Source organism: Halobaculum limi, from assembly GCF_029490015.1.
GTDB classification, from domain to species: Archaea; Halobacteriota; Halobacteria; order Halobacteriales; family Haloferacaceae; genus Halobaculum; species Halobaculum limi.
On record NZ_CP120468.1, the window covers coordinates 2,896,778 to 2,913,310 of the forward strand.

The window sequence follows — 16,533 nt, forward strand, 5'->3', positions numbered from 1 at the left end:
GATTCATACGTGTGGGGGTTGTTGTCACGGTTGTCAATGCCAGACACGAAGCGCGGACGTGAACGTCAGGGTCGGAAGAAGCGCGAACAACTGGAAGCGCAACTCGCCGAACAGGAGGTGGATACGCTCGACGCAGACGACGACACGCTTCCGGAGTATCCGCCCGACGACACCGGATCCGACCTGTTGTCCGCGCCGCCGCAGGAAGCGGAGTAGCTCCCGGCTGGCGCGAAGAGCCGTCTTTTTGCCACGTCGCCGTCAACACGGCGTCGATGACCGAACGTGCGACGTACGCCACCGTCTACGTCGGCGCACAGTTAGGCCCCGAAGCGGCGACGTTGGGCCTTGAGTGGGCCGACGACGCGGGTGACAGAACAGCGGACCACGAGTTCGAGGTGACGACTGACGACCCGCGAGAGGCGTACCTCGAGATCCAGGCGTTCGACGTCGCCGAGTACGGCCACGAGTTCCTCATCAATGGGGAGGCACTGGGCGGGTTCGACGTTCCGCCGAACGACGGCTGGCAGTTGTGGACCGACACGATATCCGGCGTCGATCTACAGAAAGGGACGAACACGCTCGCCATCGAACGCGACACCGACACGAACGACGCCTTCGCCGTGGGCACGGTCCGTGTCCACTGGAAGGAACCCGTAGATGGCTTTCAGACGAAGGAACTGGTCGACGATAGTACTTAAACAGCCGATGCGACCGGCTCCGGACGGTCTGGAGTTTCCCATTGTTTGGTATCAGTTAACACAGACTACACGGCCGGAATCGGTCGTTTTCCAGCGTTTCGTTCGCGAGGGTATCGTGAAACTGCACCCACACCAGAACCAAGGTTTTATGTAGAATCACAACCTCACTTTGGACCGTATATGAGTCAGCGACGTATGCAGGGTCAGCCCATGATCATTATGGGTGAGGACTCTCAGCGAGTGAAGGACAAGGACGCGCAGGAATACAACATCTCGGCGGCCCGCGCCGTCGCGGAGGCCGTCCGCTCGACGCTCGGCCCGAAAGGGATGGACAAGATGCTCGTCGACTCGATGGGCGACGTCACCATCACGAACGACGGCGTCACCATCCTCCAGACGATGGACATCGACAACCCGACGGCCGAGATGATCGTCGAGGTCGCCGAGACACAGGAAGACGAGGCCGGAGACGGCACGACGACGGCCGTCGCCATCGCTGGTGAACTCCTCAAGAACGCCGAGGACCTCCTCGAGCAGGATATCCACCCGACGGCGATCATCAAGGGCTTCCACCTCGCCAGCGAGCAGGCTCGCGCCGAGGTCGACGACATCGCGGAGTCCGTCGACGCCGACGACGAGGAACTCATCAAGAAGGTCGCCGAGACCTCGATGACCGGCAAGGGCGCGGAACTGGAGAAGGAGGTCCTCGCGGACCTCATCTACCGCGCGGTCAAGCAGGTCACCGTCGAGGCCGACGACGGCTCCAACGTCGTCGACCTGGAGAACATCGCGATGGAGACGCAGACCGGCCGCTCGGCCGGCGAGTCCGAACTCCTGCAGGGTGCGGTCGTCGACAAGGACCCGCTCCACGACGACATGCCCTCGGCGGTCGACGACGCGAAGGTCCTCCTCCTCAACGACCCCATCGAGATCGAGGAGGCCGACGTCGACACGCAGGTCTCGATCGACTCCCCGGATCAGCTCCAGTCGTTCCTCGATCAGGAGGAAGATCAGCTGAAACAGAAGGTCCAGAAGATCAAAGAGACCGGCGCGAACGTCGTCTTCTGTCAGAAGGGCGTCGACGACCTCGCACAGCACTACCTCGCGAAGGAGGGCATCCTCGCGGCCCGCCGCGTCAAGAAGTCCGACCTGACGTTCCTCAAGAACATCCTCGGCGCGAACATCGTCTCCGACCTCGACGCCGCAACCGAGGCCGACCTCGGCCACGGCTCGGTGTCGCGTGACGACGCCGACGAACTGTTCTACGTCGAAGGCGGCGCGGACGCCCACGGCGTCACGCTGCTGCTGCGCGGCTCGACCGACCACGTCGTCGACGAACTCGAGCGCGGTGTCGAGGACGCCCTCGACGTCGTCTCGACTGCCGTCTCCGACGGCCGAATCGTCGCCGGCGGCGGTGCCATCGAGGTCGAACTTGCCTCCCGCCTCCGCGACTACGCCGACTCCGTCGAGGGGCGCGAACAGCTCGCTGTCGAGGCGTTCGCCGACGCGCTGGAAATCGTCCCACGCGTCCTCGCGGAGAACGCGGGGCTCGACTCTATCGACACGCTGGTCGACCTGCGTGCGGCCCACGAGTCCGGTGACAAGACCGCTGGCCTGAACGTCTTCTCTGGCGACGTCGAAGACACTCTCGAAGCCGGCGTCGTCGAGACGGCTCACGCCAAAGAGCAGGCGCTGTCGAGTGCCACCGAGGCCGCGAACCTCGTCCTCAAGATCGACGACATCATCGCCGCGGGCGACCTGTCCACCGGCGGCAACGACGACGAGGAAGGCGGTGCCCCCGGCGGCGGTATGGGTGGCATGGGCGGCATGGGCGGTATGGGCGGCGCGATGTAAGAGAGGTTCCGAAGGAACCTCTTCCAGTCGAGCGGGCGTAGCCCGCGAGACCACACGACCCACACCAGCCGACCGCTGCACCGCGTTCGACCGAACACTCGATTTCTTTCGACGCCACGACCGACGAGCGGCGCGGCTATCGACCACTTCGACGTGTCCGCAAAACGAGGCGTCAGTTCGGAGGGCCGACCGCGTCAGCGAGTGAGATCGACCTCACATCACGCCGCAGCGTCGTCGCTGTCGGCGGACTGTTCGTCACCGCTGTCCGCGTTCTCGCCGCCGGCGATGCCGGAGACGGCGTCGCCGAGGTTGTCCACGCTCCCGTCGATGAACGACCGGATCTGGTCGTGAATCTGGCTCACGAAGTCCGGCACCTGTTCGGGCAGGTCCGTCGGCGGACCGGCCTGTGCGTCGTCGTTCCCGCCCGCGTCCGCGGGGGCGTTCCCCGGTTGCGCGGCGGCGACGCCGGTCACGGCCAACAGGGTTGCGAGTCCGATTGCGAGCAGTTTGGTTCGGTTCATCTGCACTCGGACGTGTGGCCTGGGTGGTAAAGAGGGGTGCAGACGAGAAACTCGGATTCGTCCGTTTCGGGCCTCGATAAGCGCGATTAAGCCGGGTTAATCGTCGGTCGCCGAGTCGCCCCACGGCTCCCGACGTCCGGCGATACGTCCGACCGGCGACCGACGCACGCGCGGGCGATTCGCGGGCGGGAAGACGACCGGGAGCCACCGAACCGTACCGGAGGCTTCTAATCGCGCCGCGCAATTCTTGCGGGCATGAAGACGCTCCTGCTCAACAGCGACGACGTCCACGAGAACGCCGAGATGGACGAACTCGTGCCCGCCATCGAGGAGGCGTTCGCGGCCTACCAGCGCGGCGACGCGCAGATGCCGCCCAAGAGCTACATCGACCTGCCCGAGTACAACGGCGACTTCCGCTCGATGCCCGCCTACCTCGACGCGGGCGACTGGGACGCCGCGGGCGTGAAGTGGGTCAACGTCCACACCGACAACGAGGAACAGTACGACCTCCCGACCGTGATGGGGACGATGATCTACTCGGACCCGAAGAACGCCTTCCCACTCGCCCTCCTCGACGGGACGGAACTGACGATGAAGCGGACGGGCGCGGCCGCGGCGGTCGCCACCGATCACCTCGCGGTCGAAGACGCCTCCTCACTGGGCATCGTCGGCGCGGGCGTGCAGGCGTACACCCAGTTGGAGGCCATCTCCACCGTCCGCGACATCGAGGAGGTCGTCGTCTCCGACCTGAGCGAGGAGCGCGTGGCCCGCTTCATCGACGCTTTCGAGGACCGCTTCGAGGTCCGTGCAGGGTCTATCGCGGAGGCCGCCGCCTGCGACGTGCTCTCGACCGTGACGCCGGTCGAAGACCCAATCGTCTCGCGCGAGGCGGTCGGCGACCACACCCACATCAACGCGATGGGTGCCGACGCCGAGGGGAAACACGAACTCGCCGACGAGGTGTTGCTCGACGCGAAACTCGTCATCGACGACTACGACCAGACGACCCACTCGGGTGAGATCAACGTCCCGTACAACGCGGGCGTCCTCACGGACGACGACATCTACGGCCAGATCGGCGAGATCGTCGTCGGCGAGAAGGAGGGCCGCACGGCCGAGGACGGCATCAGCGTCTTCGACTCGACCGGTCTCGCGATCCAAGACGTCGCGGCCGCCCACGTCGTGTACGAACACGCGAACGAACGCGACAACGGCTACGAGTTCGACCTGCTGGGCCTCGCAGACTGACTCTCCCGTCTCGGCCGCGTACTGCGCTACTCTTCTGTCTCTCCGTCGCCAGTGATCGCTTCGATCACCTTGCTCACGCCCCAAATTATGGCGAGGAAGGGGAGCAACGGGAGCAGTAGTGCGAACAGGCCGAGGAAGATGGCCCAACCGATGGCGTTCATCTCGTCGTCGGGGCGAGACTGGTAGCCGGGTGTGACCGTCCGGTAGGCGGTTCGAAGCAGGCCCGCGTCGTCGCCGTCGGTGGTGTCGAGGTCCGTACTCATACATCCACATAGTACCGCTGACAGGATACCTGTTGTGCCGAGCGGCGGCGACGCGCTGTCGTGTAGAATGCTAGCACCTGACGCTATGTTCGATGGAAAGGTATAGGGGTCGAAGCGGCCGAACGAGCAAGTAAGAAATGTCCGAGGAGGGTTACGACCACACCGCGGTCGAACGACGCTGGCAGGAGGCGTGGGCCGAGGCCGACGCCTACCGGACGCCGGACGACGCCGACGACCCGACGTACGTGCTGGGAATGTTCCCGTACCCGTCCGGGAAACTGCACATGGGCCACGTCCGCAACTACACCATCACGGACGCGTACGCCCGCTACCGGCGGATGCGCGGGGACAGCGTGCTCCACCCGATGGGGTGGGACTCGTTCGGCTTGCCCGCCGAGAATGCTGCGAAAGAACGCGACTCCAACCCCCGCGACTGGACGATGGACTGCATCGACACGATGCGCGGGCAGATGGAGTCGATGGGCTTCGGATACGACTGGGACCGGGAGGTCACCACCTGCGAACCGGAGTACTATCAGTGGAACCAGTGGCTGTTCCAGCAGTTCCACGAGGAGGGGCTGGTCGAACGCCGTGCTGCGGAGGTGAACTGGTGTCCCGACTGTGAGACGGTGCTGGCCGACGAACAGGTCGAAGGCGAGGACGAACACTGCTGGCGCTGTGGCACGCTGGTCGAACAGCGCGAACTGGACCAGTGGACGCTGGGCATCACCGAGTACGCCGACGAACTGCTGGCCGACATCGACGACCTGGAGGGGTGGCCCGACAGCGTCCGCGAGATGCAGCGCAACTGGATCGGGAAACAGGAGGGCTCACACGTCGAGTTCGCTATCGACGGCCACGGCTCGGTGACGGCGTTCACCACCCGCCTGGACACCATCTACGGCGCGACGTTCTTCGCGCTGGCTCCCGACCACCCCATCTCCGAAGAACTGGCCGCCGAGGACGACGACGTGGCTCACTTCGTCGAGGAGGTGGCAGACCCCGACGGCGACGACCCCAACGGCATCGAGACGGACCTGACCGCCACGAACCCCGCGACGGGTGCGGAGGTGCCCGTCTTCGTCGCCGACTTCGTCCTCTCGGACGTCGGGACGGGCGCGCTGATGGGCGTGCCCGGTCACGACGACCGCGACCACGCGTTCGCCGAGCGAATGGGCGTCGACATCGTCCCCGTCGTCGCACCCGAACCCGAGGGCGACGAGGAACCAGAAGCGCCGGACATCAGCGAGGGCGCGTACACCGAGGACGGCGTCCTCGTCAACAGCGGCGAGTACGACGGCCTGTCGAGCGCCGATGCGCGCGAGGAACTGACCGCCGACATCGACTCCGCCGCGTTCCACACGCAGTACCGCCTGCGCGACTGGCTCATCTCCCGCCAGCGCTACTGGGGGACGCCGATTCCCGTCATCCACTGCGACGACTGCGGACCCGTGATGGTGCCCGAGGAGGACCTGCCGGTGGAACTGCCGGAGTTCGTCAACACCACCGGGAATCCGCTGGACGCCGCCGAGGAGTGGAAGCACACTACTTGCCCCGACTGCGGCGCCGACGCGGTGCGCGAGACGGACACGATGGACACGTTCGTCGACTCCTCGTGGTACTTCCTGCGGTACGTCTCCCCGGACCTAGACGACGCGCCGTTCGACGTCGACCGCGCCAACGAGTGGATGCCCGTCGACCAGTACGTCGGCGGCCTCGAACACGCCGTGATGCACCTATTGTACGCGCGGTTCGCCACGAAGGCCATCGCGGACATGGGGATGCTGGAGCACCGCGAACCGTTCACGAACCTGCTGGGGCAGGGGATGGTGCAACTGGACGGCGAGAAGATGTCCAAGTCGAAGGGTAACACCGTCTCGCCCCAGCGCATCGTCGACGAGTACGGCGCCGACACGGCCCGTCTGTTCATGATGCAGGCGGCCCGCCCGGACACCGCCTTCGACTGGTCGGAGGAGGGCGTCAAGTCCACCCACCGCTTCCTGGGTCGACTGGCCGACACCGTCCGCTCGTTCGACGCGGGCGACGCCGACGGCGCAGACGACGCGACCGCTGCGTACGTCCGAAGTGAAGTGGAGGCGGCCGTCGCCGTCGCCACCGAGCAGTTCGACGACCTGGGCTTCGATCTGGCGACCCGCGAGGCACAGCAACTGGTCGGCACCCTGCGGAGTTACCGCGCGTACGTCGACGAGGTCCACGGCCCCACCTTTGAGCGTGGACTGGAGGTGGCACTGAAACTGCTGGCGCCCGTCGCGCCGCACCTGACCGAGGAACTGTACGCCGACCTGACCGACGACGACGGCCTGCTGGTCGACGCCGACTGGCCGACCGCCGACGGCGACGCCACCGACATCGAGCGCCGCCGCCAACTGGTCGCGAACACCCGCGAGGACGTCCGCAACATCGTCGACGTGGCGAACATCACCGACCCCGAGCGCATCGACGTGGTCGTCGCGCCCGAGTGGAAACACGAGGCGCTGGAGATCGCCATCGACAGCGACGCTCCCAACCTCGTCGGCGAACTGATGCAGAAGCCGGAGATTCAGCGCCACGGCTCGGCCGCGTCCGACTACGCGAAGGACCTGCAGGCCGAGCGTGAGGCGCTGCGGTCCACCCTGTCGCCCGCCCGCGAGCGGGAGGCGCTGGAGGCGGCGGCGTGGCTCATCGAACGCGAGTTCGATGCACCCGTCGAGATTCTCCCCGCCGAGGACGCCGCAGACGACGTGGCGAACAAGGCCGAACCGGGCCGTCCGGCCATCGACATCACCGAGTAACAGTCGCTGGAGGCGTTTTTCCTCAGTTCCGTTCGTTCCAGTCGAGGTCGACCTCCTGACGTGGGTCCGGCCCGGCCGCGAACGGGCCGAAGCCGTAGACGACGACGTACACCGCCAGCGTCGGCAACGCGTTTCCAAGCAGTGGGAGCAGGACGAACGGCACGCTCCCGAACATCGCGCGCGGCGCGAACGCCGCCAGCAGCGTGACCCACGCTGCCGGGAAAACGACGAGGCCGCCCGCGACTTCGAGACGACGCGCGCGGGTCGTCCGTGTGGCCGGGGTGCCGCCGTACCACGCGCCCGCGACCGCCGCGAGTGCGACGGCCGCTGCGAGTGCGAGGCCGTCGAACGGGCCGGAGAGTCCGCTCTCCCAGCCCGGAAGCCCGAGAAACGCCGCGAGTCCAGACAGCGCAACACCGAGATGTGCGACCGTGAGTCCCCACGCCGCGGCCGTCACGGCGCGGTCGCGTCGGTTGCCAGGTCGACGGTCACGAGACACAGCGAGGCGACGGGCGCGACAGACAAGTGGGTATCGGCGTGGAAGAGTGCCATCTAGCAGCGTGTGAACGGGGACGTACAGCGTGTGAACGGGGACGTACAGCGTGTGAAAGCCGAGTGAGAAAGCGAAGAGGGAGAACCGAGCGTCAGACCGAGATGACGAGGGTTAGTTGACGTCGATGCGGTGGCTGTCCTCGTCGTCGGACTCGACGGTCACTTTGGGGAGGGTGACGGTGAGGACGCCGTTGGAGTACGTCGCGCTGGCATCGTCCTCGACCACGTCGGTGGGGAGGCTGATCGAACGGCGCATCGACTCGGTACGGCGCTCGCGGCGCAGGTACGACCCGGACTCGTCGCCCTCGTCGGTGCTCATCGAGCGCTCGGCGCCGATGGTGAGGACGCCGTCGCGGACGGACAGGTCGATGTCCTCTTTCGTAAATCCGGGGAGGTCGGCGACGACGGCAATCTCGTCGTCGTACTCGGCCACGTCGATGTCGATGCCCGTTCGTCGCATCGAGTCGAGGTCGCTCAGATCCATTCGGCCGAAGTCGCCGAAGTTGCCGAAGTTACCGACGGTGCCGAAGTTGCGAGACATACGGTCGAACATCCGGTTCATCTCGTCGAAGGGAGTAATGTTGCTCATTGTAGTATCACCGAGGCGTATTGACGTTCGCTCAGATATTAAACGTCGCTAGACGCGTGATAGCCAGCCTCACGTCGCGGTTTCTCAGTAAGCGGAAACGCGGATCATACCGTCGATTCGCGGTGCGACGGGTAACGGTTTTCACCCGCGCACTCGCAGATGCAGTATGAACGTCACCGTCATCGACTACGGCGTGGGGAACCTCCGGAGCCTTCGCCGCGGCCTCGAACGTGCCGGAGCAGCGGTGGTCGTCTCCAGCGATCCCGACACCATCCGTGACGCGGAGGCCATCGTCCTTCCCGGCGTCGGCGCGTTCCAAGAGTGCGTCGCCAACTCCGAGCCGTTCCACGACGTCCTCGTCGAGAAGGCCGAGGACACGCCGATTCTGGGCGTCTGTGTCGGCCTCCAACTGATGTACGACGAGAGCACCGAAGGTGCACCCGAGGGAGAGGTCGTGGAGGGCCTCGGCCTCATCGAGGGCCGGGTCGAGCGTCTCCCCGACTCGGTGAAAGTGCCGCACATGGGCTGGAACGAACTGACGCCCGAGCGTGACCACCCCCTCGTCGACGGCATCGAGGACGGCGACTACGCGTACTTCGTCCACTCCTACTGCGCGGACGTGACCGACCGCACCATCGCCTCGTGTGAGTACGGCCGTCGCTTCGCCGCCGTCGCCGCAAACGAGGCGGGTAACGTGATGGGCACGCAGTTCCACCCCGAGAAGAGCGGTGAGACAGGCCTCAAGATCCTGAGCAACTTCGTCGACTACGCCGAAGCGTACCACGACGGCGAGATCGCTACCGCCGACTGAACCGCCGCGTTTCGCCCGACTCGTTACTCCACGTGGATACGAGTAGTGTCCTCGGAGTCGCTCGCCGGTTTTGGCAGCGTCACCGTCAACACGCCGTGGTTGTACTTCGCTGTCGCGTCCGCGGCGACGACCTCGCCCGGGAGTCGGACCCGGCGTGTGATCGACCGCTCGCGACGCTCGCGGCGGTGGAATCGCCCCTCGTCCGTCTCGTCGGCCGCCTCCTCGTCGGCCGTCGACTCCGCGCGAATCGTCAACTCCTGCCCAGATACCGACAGATCGATGTCGTCGCGGTCGAAGCCGGGCAGGTCCGCGTGGACGACGAACGCATCGTCGCGTTCGAGGATGTCTACCGCCACGTCCGAACGGGCACGGGTCTCGAGTGCCTCTCCGACCTCGTCTATCTCCTCGCCGAGTTGCTCGAACAGATCGGTGATGTCGTCGAACGGTCGTCGACCTTTCATACCCAACAGTAGCACGCTATCGGGCTTGAGCGTGTCGGCAAACACACAGGAGTTTCGGGTGTGAGGGTTCATCACCGATGCCGACGCCAGCACCGCCGTGCGGTAACCGCGGCTTCCGGCGATTCGCGGGTGTGCGACGCCACCGTCGGGAGTACCGCCGCGGCGTCGCCTGTTCGCAACCGCCCCCCGGTGTTAGACGACGTGTTCGGTGTCGTACGACCCGAGGACGCGCACCCAGCCGTTGCCGACGATGGACTCCACGTCCGAAAGCGCCGCCTGTGCCCGCTGTTCGTACAGGCCCGCCTCGAAGTCGATGTGGAACAGGTAGTCGCCCAGACGCTCCCCGCTTGGCCGCGACTCGATGCGCGAGAGGTTCACGTCGCGGTCGGCGAACGCCTCGAGCAGTTCCAACAGGAGGCCGGGGTAGTTCGCACCGGGGTAGACGACGACCGACGTCTTGCCGCCGGCGTCGCTTCCGGCGGACTCGGGGCCGATGACGAGAAACCGCGTCGCGTTCGACGACTTGTCTTGGATGTCCTCGGCGAGGACGCGTAAGTCGACGCCGCCGTCCATCGACTCGGCGTTCGCCGGATGGCCGATGCCCGCGACCGTCGGATCCTCGCGGGCGCGTTCGACGCCGCGGGCGGTCGACGCGACCGCTTCCTGGCGAACGTCCGGATACTCCCGTTCGAGGTAGTCGCGACACTGCGCGAGCGCCTGCGAGTGCGACGCGACGACGTCGAACGTCTCCGCCTGCGCGAGGAGGGCGTGGCGAATCGGCGTGACGATCTCACGGACGACCGACACGTCGGCGTTCGTGAGGGCGTCGAGGCTCTCGGTGACGCTCCCCTCGATGCTGTTCTCGACGGGGACGACGCCTCGCTCGTACGTGCCGTCAGCGACGGCTTCGACGATAGCCGTGACCGACTCGCGGAAGGCGACGTCGTCGGCGACGGCCCGTGCGGCGCGGTGAGAGTACGTCCCCGCAGGACCGAGCGTGACTGCTTCCATACCCCGAGGTGTGCCGTGGCCCCCGATAAGGACACCGGGTGTGACAGTATTCTCACCAGTGTACGGTATCCGGTTACCGACCGGCGGCCGTGTGAACGGACGTGGAAACTCCGTACGCTACTGGTACTCATATGATCTTCAAACGGGAAAAGTTATCAAATAAAACAACAGAGCGACTCACGTAATGGATCGACGCGACTTCTTGAAGCGGTCGGGTACTGCTGCGGCAGTCGGTGCCGGGATGGGCCTGTCCGGATGTATCGGAAACTTCGGAGAACAGCCGTACGGCAACGGCACGGTCGAGTTCATGGTCTCCCCGACGGAGCCCCAGGACTACATGCGCAGCCAGTACAATCCCTACCTCGACTACCTCGAAGGCGGCCTCGACGGCGACGTCTCCGTGGAGTTCAACTACGCGGCCGACTACACGGCGGTCTTGCAGGGCCTCGGCTCGGGCACGGCCGACGTCGCAGAGACTGGCCCGTTCGCGGCGGCACTCGGCGTCAAGTCCGACCAGTGTGACATCGCACTCCAGCGCCACGCCTACGGCTCGTGGGACTACCACTCGGTGATCATCACCCGCGAGAACAGCGACATCGAGAGTCTCACCGACCTCCAGGGCAAGTCTATCGCGTTCTCGGACATGACCTCCGCGTCCGGGTCGCTGTACCCGCTGTACCAACTCAAGGAGGCGGGCCTCGAAATCGGCGACGCGCCCACCTCCGCGAGCGGTGCGGAGTTCGACGCGACGTGGTCCAGCCACGCACAGGCGTTCGAGGCGCTCAAGAACGAACAGGTCGACGCCGCCGGCGTCGGTCGGTTCATCGCGTGGAACTACGACACCAGCGATTACGTCGAGGGCATCCGCGAGGTGTCCCGCGAGAGCGGCATCCCGCGTGCCCCGATGATCGTCAGCCCCGAACTCTCCGAGGAGGAGAAGAACGCCATCGTCTCGCGCCTCGAGAATGCCCCCGAGTCGGCCTACTTCGGCGCCGACGGCGAGGACGGCACCGACGACGACATCTGGTTCGACGGCGTCCGCGCGGCCGACGTCGACACCTACCAGCCCGTCGTCGACGTGGCCAACGAACTCGGCCTGTCGACGGACCTGCTGAACGAAGGCAACGCGTAACCGCCGCCGTTCAGCGTCGGGTCGTTCGCGGTCCTCCGATCGCCTGATTCGGGCCGTAGAGCCGCGCTTCTCTGTTATTTTCACCGATTCGACTCCGTAACGGTCAAACCACCGTGCACGTATGCTGTCACAATGCCAGCCGTCTCGGTCGAGAACCTCACGAAACGGTACGGCGACACCGTCGCTCTGGACGACGTCTCGTTCACGATTCCGGACGGCGAGTTCGTCGTACTCCTCGGTCCCTCCGGTGCCGGGAAGTCGACGCTGTTGCGCCTGCTCAACGGACTCACACGCCCCACCGAGGGGTCGGTGTCGATCGGTGACGAGGAGATCCGTGGCCGCCGGAACGACATCGGGATGGTGTTTCAGATGCACTACATCATCGAGACGATGAGCGCCTACCGCAACGCGCTCACCGGCGCACTGTCGCGGACAGGCCTGCTCGATTCGGTGTTCACGTGGTACGACCGCGACGACAAACTCGCCGCACTCGACGCCTTGGAGACGGTCGGCCTCCTCGACGAGGCCCAACAGCGCGCCGGGTCGATGTCGGGCGGACAGAAACAGCGCGTCGGCATCGCCCGCGCACTCGTCCAACAACCGAATCTCCTCCTCGCTGACGAACCCGTCGCCAGCCTCGACCCGAAGGCCGCCGAAGAGGTGATGAGTTATATGAAACACGCCGCCCGCGAGCGTGACCTCACGACCATCGCCAGCCTCCACCAAGTGGAGATCGCTCGCGAGTTCGGCGACCGCTACATCGGCCTGCGCGACGGCGGCCTCGTGTTCGACGGCGGTCGCGACGACCTCACGATGGATATCGTCGACGACATCTACTACAACGACGACGGCGAGGAGGCCGACCTCGCTCGCGAGGTGGCACAGTGACGCGAGACACCAACCGCGACGACGACGTCGTTGCCGACGGCGGCACCTCGTCGACGAACGGCCAGTCGAGACTGACCGGGGACATCGGTCGGCTGGAAGAGTCGCTCGCAGTCATCGAACGAGCGCAGTTGATCGGTCGGGTGTTGCTCGTCGCGGGCATCCTCGCAGTGCTCGTGATCCAAGCGGTCGGGATGACGTTCCTCGGGTTCACGCTCGCAGAGGTCGTCTCGCAACTGCCGCGCTTCTTCGAGAACGTCGCCGACTTCCTCGCCCCTGACTTCCACTTCGTCACGCTGTTCGCTGTCGAACAGGGTCTCCACGGCTGGGAGGCGCTGTGGGCGTCGCTCACCAACCCCGGGTCGCTCCTCGACAGCATCCTCAACCGCGACCAGGGCCTCACCATCGTCGGCGGCGCGGTGACGACCATCGTCATCGGCGTCACGGGGACAGTGCTCGGCTTCCCGCTGGCGCTGTTGTTCGGCGTCCTCGGCTCCGAGCGGGTCGTCCCCTTCCCGTTCAACTTCATCTTCCGCGGGACGATGAGCACCATCCGCGCCATCCCGGCGCTGGTGTGGGTGCTCATCTACGTGCCGCTGGTCGGCATCAACCCCGTCGGCGCGATGCTCGCCATCGGCACCGACACCGTCGGCAACCTCGGCCGCCTGTTCACCGACGAACTCGAAGAGATCGAAGAAGGCCCCATCGAGGCCATCTCCTCGACTGGTGCGTCCTCGCCGCAGACGGTCGTGTTCGGGATGCTCTCGCAGGTGTCCTCGTCGTTCGTCGCGTGGACGCTGTACATCCTCGAGATCAACGTCCGCATCGCCATCTCGCTGGGCGTCGTCGGCGCGGGCGGACTCGGCCAGTACGTGAAGGGGCGACTCTCGCTGCTCGCGTTCGACCAAGCCGCCGCCGGACTCGTGATGATCGTCATCATCGTCCTGTCGGTCGAACTGGTCTCCTCGCGCCTGCGTGCCCGCCTTCGTCCGGGCGAACACGAGGGCTCGTCGCTCATCGACGCAGTACAGAACCTCTTCGACGGCGGCAAGTGGATCAGCGGTTCCAGCAAGAAGTAACGACGCCGCCGATTCCGTGTTCGAGGCCGCAATCAGAATCGCTCGCGCAGTTCCGCCTGCAGGTCCGCCACGTCGAGGTCCTTCTGCGCGAACAGCACGAGCAGGTGGTACACCAGGTCCGCCGCTTCGGCGGTCAACTCCTCGGTGTCGTCGTCTTTCGCCGCGAGGATGGTCTCGGTCGCCTCCTCTCCGATTTTCTCTAACACCGCGTTCTCACCTTTCTCGTGGGTGAACAGCGACGCCGTGTACGACTCCTCGGGGAGTCGTTCCTTCCGGTCCTCGATGGTGGCGAACAGGGCGTCGAGCACCTCCGAATCGGGGGTCTCGGGTGACTCGCCCGTGTCCGTCGTGTCGTCGCTCACGCCTCGACCTCCGCGCCGTCGTCGGCTTCGTCTCCGTCGCCGCCCGCGGCGTGTTCCTGCCGGAAGAACGCCAGGTCGTGGATGCGGGAGTCCGGCGTCAGTTCGGGGTGGAACGACGTGGCGATGATCGACCCCTGTTGGACGGCGACTGGGTCGTCGTCCCACGAGGCGAGTACCTCGACGTCTGCGCCCACCTCGTCGATGACGGGCGCGCGGATGAACACCGCCGGGAACGGGTCGTCGAGACCGGCCACGTCGAGTGGGGCCTCGAATGAGTCGGCCTGTCGGCCGAAGGCGTTGCGGTCGACGCTCACGTCGAGGACGTCGAGCGTGGCGACTCGGTCGTCTTTGGCGTCACGGGAGGCGACGATGAGGCCCGCACACGTCGCCAGCAGCGGTTTGTCGGCGGCGACGTGGTCGCGAATCTCTTCGTCGATCCCTTCGTCGCAAAGGAGTCGAGAGATGGTGGTCGACTCCCCACCAGGCAGTAACAATACGTCACACTCCGGCACGACGCCGGCGTCGCGAATCTCGACGACGTCGGCGTCGACGCCGTGGCTCGCGGCCGCGCGGCGAACCGCGTCGGCGTGTTCTGAGACGTCGCCTTGAACGGCGATGACGCCCGCTTTCATAGCCGAACTGCGGCGTGCGTCGTGTGAAAAGGTGTCGTTCGCCGGCGATCCGCTGCGTTCAGAACGCGAATCCGAGGATCAACACGAAGATACCGAACAGGAGTCCGAAGGCGACGACGGTCCGCGGGTCGATCCGGATCGCGTTACGGTCCTCGGCGTCGAAGTAGCGGACGAGCCCTGCACTGGACATCAGGCCGCCGCTGTTTTGGCCGCTGCTCATACCGTCTGCCAAGAGGGTGGTCCGCCTAAGCCTTTCGACAGCCGACGCGAACGGTCGGTAGCGGGCGTCGCCGCCGAGTGAGTAATCCTTATCCGCAGGCTCTCACTACGGATCGTTCGTATGAGTGTTCGACTCAAGGACTTCTACGCGGACTGGTGTGGCCCCTGCAAGACCCAGGATCCGATCCTCGAGGAACTCGAGGAAGACTACCCCGACGTGTCCTTCGAGAAGGTCGACGTCGAGGAGGAACAAGAGATCGCCAACCAGTATCAGGTGCGGTCGCTCCCGACGCTGATCATCGAGAACGACGACGGCGTCGTCGACCGCTTCGTGGGCGTCACCCAGCGCGAGGACATCGAGGAAGCGCTGGCGAGCGCCGGCGCGTAACGCCGCCGACCGCGCGACACCCGTTCTCCCGACTCGTCGCCTCCGAGCGACGGCGTCGAGCGTCTCCGACTCGCAACCGTTAACAGGGACGGCGTCGCTCACACACGTATGGCGAAATTCGAGGCGGCCGAGCGCCGCACGCTCGACAAGCTCATCTGCATGCGGTGTAACGCACGGAACCCGCAGCGAGCGACCAACTGCCGCAAGTGCGGCTACGGTCGTCTGCGCCCGAAGGCCAAAGAGCCCCGTACCGCATAACGCCGAGCGCCGGGCACACGCCCGGTTACCTTTTCGCGAACGCTGCTCGTCGAGAGCCGTGCGTCTCGCTTGCGTGTCGCCGCGCTGCGCGTCACCGGAGCGGTGCGGGGGCTGCCCGCTTACTGGTCGGGATACTTCGGTTCGCGTCGCTCCGCCCGCGAGAGCGCCCGCTCGATGACGTCGCGGACGGAGTCAGCGTCGGGGTCGCCGTGGAACGGGTCGCCGTGGCCCGCGTACAGCGACTCGACTGTGTCCGGGAGCACGTCCAGCAGGTCGTTCAGGCTCTCGATCAGTCGCTCGCGCGACTGCCCGGCGATGTCTGTCCGGCCGAACGACCCGTCGTCGAACGCGCCGTCGTTGTACACGACGACGTCGCCCGAGAACACCGCCGTCTCGGTGACGAACGAGACGTGGTCGGCAGCGTGTCCCGGCGTGTACACCACCGTCGCCGTCTCGTCACCGATAGCGAGTTCGTCGCCGTCTGCCAGCGCGTGGTCGCGACGTGGGTGCTCGCCGTAGGCGTACAACTCCGCGTCGAAGGCATCGAGCACGGCGTCGAGTTCCCCAATGTGGTCGTGATGCTGGTGGGTGAGGACCACGCGGTCGACGGCGTCGGTGTACTCCGCGACGACGTCGACGACCCCGGGCATCGTTCCCGCGTCGACGAGCGTGGGTACCGCGCCGTCGACGAAGTAGGCGTTGCAGGTGAAGTCCTCGGCGTCGGCCGTGACGTTGACCGCGTCCATATCGGTGGCTCACGGCCCGGAGTGAAAAGCGG

Annotated in this window: 21 protein-coding genes; 11 read left to right on the forward strand and 10 right to left on the reverse strand. The window is 65.9% G+C overall.

Features of this window, described 5'->3' with window-relative positions:
- The first annotated feature begins 36 nt into the window (after positions 1 to 36).
- The 3 genes from P0D77_RS14810 (at position 37) to thsB (ending at position 2,552) form a co-directional block, all read left to right on the forward strand.
- Entirely contained in the window at positions 37 to 216 is a 180-nt protein-coding gene (locus P0D77_RS14810) for a hypothetical protein (RefSeq protein WP_277553882.1), read from the forward strand.
- Positions 217 to 272: 56 nt separating this feature from the next.
- The gene (locus P0D77_RS14815) at positions 273 to 698 is read left to right on the forward strand and encodes a DUF7383 domain-containing protein (RefSeq protein WP_277553883.1); all 426 of its coding nucleotides are present in this window, start codon (positions 273 to 275) and stop codon (positions 696 to 698) included.
- A gap of 210 nt (positions 699 to 908) precedes the next feature.
- The gene (gene thsB / locus P0D77_RS14820; protein ID WP_277555814.1) at positions 909 to 2,552 is read left to right on the forward strand and encodes a thermosome subunit beta; all 1,644 of its coding nucleotides are present in this window, start codon (positions 909 to 911) and stop codon (positions 2,550 to 2,552) included.
- Between the two features lie 218 nt (positions 2,553 to 2,770).
- On the opposite strand, the gene P0D77_RS14825 is transcribed toward thsB, so the two are convergent.
- Entirely contained in the window at positions 2,771 to 3,073 is a 303-nt protein-coding gene (locus tag P0D77_RS14825) for a hypothetical protein (protein WP_277553884.1), read from the reverse strand.
- 255 nt (positions 3,074 to 3,328) lie between these two features.
- Between P0D77_RS14825 and P0D77_RS14830 the strand changes: the two genes are divergently transcribed.
- Positions 3,329 to 4,321 carry an ornithine cyclodeaminase family protein gene (locus tag P0D77_RS14830; RefSeq protein WP_277553885.1) on the forward strand — a complete coding sequence of 331 codons (993 nt, stop codon included), beginning with the start codon at positions 3,329 to 3,331 and terminating at the stop codon, positions 4,319 to 4,321.
- Positions 4,322 to 4,347: 26 nt separating this feature from the next.
- On the opposite strand, the gene P0D77_RS14835 is transcribed toward P0D77_RS14830, so the two are convergent.
- The gene (locus P0D77_RS14835) at positions 4,348 to 4,584 is read right to left on the reverse strand and encodes a DUF7535 family protein (protein ID WP_277553886.1); all 237 of its coding nucleotides are present in this window, start codon (positions 4,582 to 4,584) and stop codon (positions 4,348 to 4,350) included.
- Positions 4,585 to 4,721: 137 nt separating this feature from the next.
- Between P0D77_RS14835 and leuS the strand changes: the two genes are divergently transcribed.
- Positions 4,722 to 7,376, forward strand: coding sequence for a leucine--tRNA ligase (gene leuS / locus P0D77_RS14840; protein WP_277553887.1), 2,655 nt, complete (start codon positions 4,722 to 4,724; stop codon positions 7,374 to 7,376).
- Positions 7,377 to 7,398: 22 nt separating this feature from the next.
- On the opposite strand, the gene P0D77_RS14845 is transcribed toward leuS, so the two are convergent.
- Both P0D77_RS14845 and P0D77_RS14850 read right to left on the reverse strand, forming a co-directional pair.
- Positions 7,399 to 7,875, reverse strand: coding sequence for a hypothetical protein (locus P0D77_RS14845; protein ID WP_277553888.1), 477 nt, complete (start codon positions 7,873 to 7,875; stop codon positions 7,399 to 7,401).
- Between the two features lie 165 nt (positions 7,876 to 8,040).
- Complete coding sequence (locus P0D77_RS14850; protein WP_277553889.1) at positions 8,041 to 8,517, reverse strand: Hsp20/alpha crystallin family protein; 477 nt, start codon at positions 8,515 to 8,517, stop codon at positions 8,041 to 8,043.
- Between the two features lie 166 nt (positions 8,518 to 8,683).
- Here P0D77_RS14850 and hisH point away from each other — a divergent pair, with 166 nt between their 5' ends.
- Positions 8,684 to 9,328 (forward strand): imidazole glycerol phosphate synthase subunit HisH, encoded by a 645-nt coding sequence (gene hisH / locus P0D77_RS14855; RefSeq protein ID WP_277553890.1) that lies wholly within the window; start codon positions 8,684 to 8,686, stop codon positions 9,326 to 9,328.
- A 23-nt stretch (positions 9,329 to 9,351) separates the two neighbouring features.
- On the opposite strand, the gene P0D77_RS14860 is transcribed toward hisH, so the two are convergent.
- A complete protein-coding gene (locus P0D77_RS14860; protein WP_277553891.1) occupies positions 9,352 to 9,789 on the reverse strand; it encodes an Hsp20/alpha crystallin family protein in 438 nt (145 codons plus the stop codon).
- Positions 9,790 to 9,981: 192 nt separating this feature from the next.
- Positions 9,982 to 10,800: a prephenate dehydratase gene (gene pheA, locus P0D77_RS14865; RefSeq protein ID WP_277553892.1), complete on the reverse strand. Its 819-nt coding sequence runs from the start codon at positions 10,798 to 10,800 to the stop codon at positions 9,982 to 9,984.
- Between the two features lie 184 nt (positions 10,801 to 10,984).
- Here pheA and phnD point away from each other — a divergent pair, with 184 nt between their 5' ends.
- From phnD to P0D77_RS14880, 3 genes are all read left to right on the forward strand, one after another.
- Complete coding sequence (phnD, locus tag P0D77_RS14870) at positions 10,985 to 11,932, forward strand: phosphate/phosphite/phosphonate ABC transporter substrate-binding protein (protein ID WP_277553893.1); 948 nt, start codon at positions 10,985 to 10,987, stop codon at positions 11,930 to 11,932.
- Positions 11,933 to 12,064: 132 nt separating this feature from the next.
- Positions 12,065 to 12,820: a phosphonate ABC transporter ATP-binding protein gene (locus tag P0D77_RS14875; RefSeq protein WP_277553894.1), complete on the forward strand. Its 756-nt coding sequence runs from the start codon at positions 12,065 to 12,067 to the stop codon at positions 12,818 to 12,820.
- 71 nt (positions 12,821 to 12,891) lie between these two features.
- Positions 12,892 to 13,896: a PhnE/PtxC family ABC transporter permease gene (locus tag P0D77_RS14880; RefSeq protein ID WP_277555815.1), complete on the forward strand. Its 1,005-nt coding sequence runs from the start codon at positions 12,892 to 12,894 to the stop codon at positions 13,894 to 13,896.
- 32 nt (positions 13,897 to 13,928) lie between these two features.
- On the opposite strand, the gene hisE is transcribed toward P0D77_RS14880, so the two are convergent.
- From hisE to P0D77_RS14895, 3 genes are read right to left on the reverse strand one after another with little or no spacing between them, the layout of a single operon-like run.
- Positions 13,929 to 14,258: a phosphoribosyl-ATP diphosphatase gene (gene hisE, locus P0D77_RS14885; RefSeq protein WP_277553895.1), complete on the reverse strand. Its 330-nt coding sequence runs from the start codon at positions 14,256 to 14,258 to the stop codon at positions 13,929 to 13,931.
- Complete coding sequence (gene pdxT / locus P0D77_RS14890; RefSeq protein ID WP_277553896.1) at positions 14,255 to 14,890, reverse strand: pyridoxal 5'-phosphate synthase glutaminase subunit PdxT; 636 nt, start codon at positions 14,888 to 14,890, stop codon at positions 14,255 to 14,257. Before pdxT ends, hisE begins: the two co-directional genes overlap by 4 nt.
- A gap of 58 nt (positions 14,891 to 14,948) precedes the next feature.
- Positions 14,949 to 15,110 (reverse strand): preprotein translocase subunit Sec61beta, encoded by a 162-nt coding sequence (locus P0D77_RS14895; RefSeq protein ID WP_277553897.1) that lies wholly within the window; start codon positions 15,108 to 15,110, stop codon positions 14,949 to 14,951.
- A gap of 120 nt (positions 15,111 to 15,230) precedes the next feature.
- On the opposite strand from P0D77_RS14895, the gene P0D77_RS14900 reads away from it, so the two are divergent.
- Both P0D77_RS14900 and P0D77_RS14905 read left to right on the forward strand, forming a co-directional pair.
- Positions 15,231 to 15,497, forward strand: coding sequence for a thioredoxin family protein (locus P0D77_RS14900; RefSeq protein ID WP_277553898.1), 267 nt, complete (start codon positions 15,231 to 15,233; stop codon positions 15,495 to 15,497).
- Positions 15,498 to 15,605: 108 nt separating this feature from the next.
- Positions 15,606 to 15,755 carry a 50S ribosomal protein L40e gene (locus tag P0D77_RS14905; protein WP_277553899.1) on the forward strand — a complete coding sequence of 50 codons (150 nt, stop codon included), beginning with the start codon at positions 15,606 to 15,608 and terminating at the stop codon, positions 15,753 to 15,755.
- 119 nt (positions 15,756 to 15,874) lie between these two features.
- Here the strand turns inward: P0D77_RS14905 and P0D77_RS14910 are convergent, their stop codons facing one another.
- Complete coding sequence (locus tag P0D77_RS14910; RefSeq protein WP_277553900.1) at positions 15,875 to 16,501, reverse strand: MBL fold metallo-hydrolase; 627 nt, start codon at positions 16,499 to 16,501, stop codon at positions 15,875 to 15,877.
- Between the last annotated feature and the right edge of the window lie 32 nt (positions 16,502 to 16,533).